At 46.6% G+C, this 2,038-nt stretch carries 3 protein-coding genes and 1 pseudogene; all 4 read left to right on the top strand.

The genetic code is table 11. The annotated features are described in order from the left end of the window. Nucleotides 1-912: SidA/IucD/PvdA family monooxygenase (locus RMO52_RS12475; RefSeq protein WP_310414598.1), on the top strand; the 912-nt coding region annotated here is incomplete at its 5' end. Between the two features lie 197 nt (nt 913-1,109). Next, nucleotides 1,110-1,592, top strand: a complete 483-nt coding sequence (locus RMO52_RS12470; protein ID WP_310414595.1) for an MSMEG_0572/Sll0783 family nitrogen starvation response protein — start codon at nt 1,110-1,112, stop codon at nt 1,590-1,592. Nucleotides 1,593-1,617: 25 nt separating this feature from the next. After that, nucleotides 1,618-1,794, top strand: coding sequence for a hypothetical protein (locus tag RMO52_RS12465; protein ID WP_310414592.1), 177 nt, complete (start codon nt 1,618-1,620; stop codon nt 1,792-1,794). Nucleotides 1,795-1,923: 129 nt separating this feature from the next. Then, nucleotides 1,924-2,038: pseudogene (locus tag RMO52_RS12460) on the top strand (aliphatic nitrilase); the annotation flags it as partial.

Genomic DNA, 2,038 nt, shown 5'->3' with positions numbered 1-2,038 from the left:
GATCGAGTCGTTATCGCGGTTAGCGGCTATCAAACGCCCAAAATTCCGCGTCTGGCGGAACGTTTACCCGCCTCTATTTATCAATTGCACTCTTCGACGTATAAGAATCCCGAATCATTGCCGTCTGGGAGCGTATTAGTGGTGGGTACGGGACAATCTGGCTGTCAGATTGCCGAAGATTTGCATCTGGCGGGGAGACAAGTACATTTGTGTGTCGGTGGCGCACCGCGATCGCCACGTCTATATCGCGGTAAAGATGCGGTAGAATGGCTCGATCGGATGGGATATTACGATCTCTCAATTGACGAACATCCGAAGAAAGAAACGGCGCGTAGTAATACCAATCATTATCTCACCGGACGCGATGGCGGACGCGAAATTGACTTGCGAAAATTTGCTTTGCAAGGGATGAAATTGCATGGGAGATTGCGATCTATTGATGAAGGTATCTTAGAGTTTCAGGATGATTTAAGCCAGAATCTCGATCGAGCGGATGCAGTTGCGGCAAATATCAAACAAAACATCGATCGCTTTATCGAACAAGAGCAGATCGAAGCACCAATCGAACCCCCATATATTCCCGTTTGGCAACCGGAGCATCCAGAATTAAGTTTAGATCTAGCAGCAGCTAATATTCAGACAGTAATTTGGTCTACAGGCTTTCAAACTGACTTTAGTTGGATCGATTTGCCAGTATTTAATGGTAGTGGTTATCCCCATTACGATCGCGGTATTACTAATCTACGCGGTTGTTATTTTATCGGTCTTCCGTGGCTGTACACTTGGGGTTCGGGCAGGTTTTCGGGGGTGGCACGCGATGCTACATATCTTGCCGAGCATATCGCGATCGATCGGAAGGTGTCTACTGCTGGCAATTGGAGTATCGTCAATGAATTTTTACTCGGTTCGTAGTCTAGGCTACAACTCTTTTTAAAAACTAGCGATTTAGATAGGTAAAACGATTTGCTACCAGATATTTAGGCAATCGACATAGAACTGACTATTCATAGTATTAGATCTCCTAAGTCCGTATGTATCGATACAAAAGCAGTATTCGATCGAACGTTAGTCTAGTGTCAATCTTGACAACCAGAACGGAGGAAATCGTCATGCCAGAAGTTACTATACCCGCTCACAAGACTGGTGATTTCCTTGTTGATTATGAAGAAAAAGTCTTCCCCGATGTCCAAGCCGAACCTGGTGAGAAAGCGTTAGTGACATTTCACACGGTCGCATTTGAGGGATCGATCGGGTTGGTGAATTTATTGCAAGCCACCCGTTTGAAAAAGAAGGGTTTTGATACTTCAATTTTACTTTATGGCCCTGGGGTAACTTTAGGATTGCAACGGGGTTTTCCCAAGTTGGGCGATGAGGCATTTCCGGGGCATCAAAACTTCACGGTGCGGATTTCTAAGTTCATTAGCGACGGTGGCAAGGTTTATTGTTGTCGGTTTGCTTTGCAAGCTCTTTATGGGCATGGTGAGGCTTCTTTGATTCCAGGCATTATTCCCATCAATCCGCTGGATGTATTGGATATTGTGTTGATGCACCTCAAGGAAGGGGCGTTTATTTTGGATACCTGGACGCTGTGATAAACACGGATCTGTAGGGGCGGGTTTGCGGCGCGCGCACGCCTCTGTTTCCCGACGGTTTAGCGCGACAAGACAATGCCATCGATCGCGCTGGCAACGACAACTATTGCACGAACCCGCCCTCCCCACAATTAACATTCAGGTCGTTCTTCGATCGCGCACGTTTTTCATGAAAGAAATGCGGATGTTGATTGTGGGTTAGGGCGGGTCTGTCTAAAACTTGTAGAATTTAACGATGATTTTTAGATTGTGTAGGGTGGGCACTGCCCACCATCTAGGTTTCAGGCATATGACGCGATGATTGGCGATCGAACAAAAAGAGGTAAGAATTGTGGATTTTACGCGCAAAGTTCGAGCGGCTGCGGTGCAGATTAGTCCGGTTTTATTCAGCCGTGACGGAACGACTGAAAAAGTGTTGGCAGCGATCGATAAAGCCGCCCAAATGG

It is taken from the genome of Chamaesiphon sp. OTE_8_metabat_110 (assembly GCF_031382685.1).
In the GTDB taxonomy this organism is placed as follows: Bacteria; Cyanobacteriota; Cyanobacteriia; order Cyanobacteriales; family Chamaesiphonaceae; genus Chamaesiphon.
This window is presented reverse-complemented; position numbering and strand designations above follow the sequence as displayed.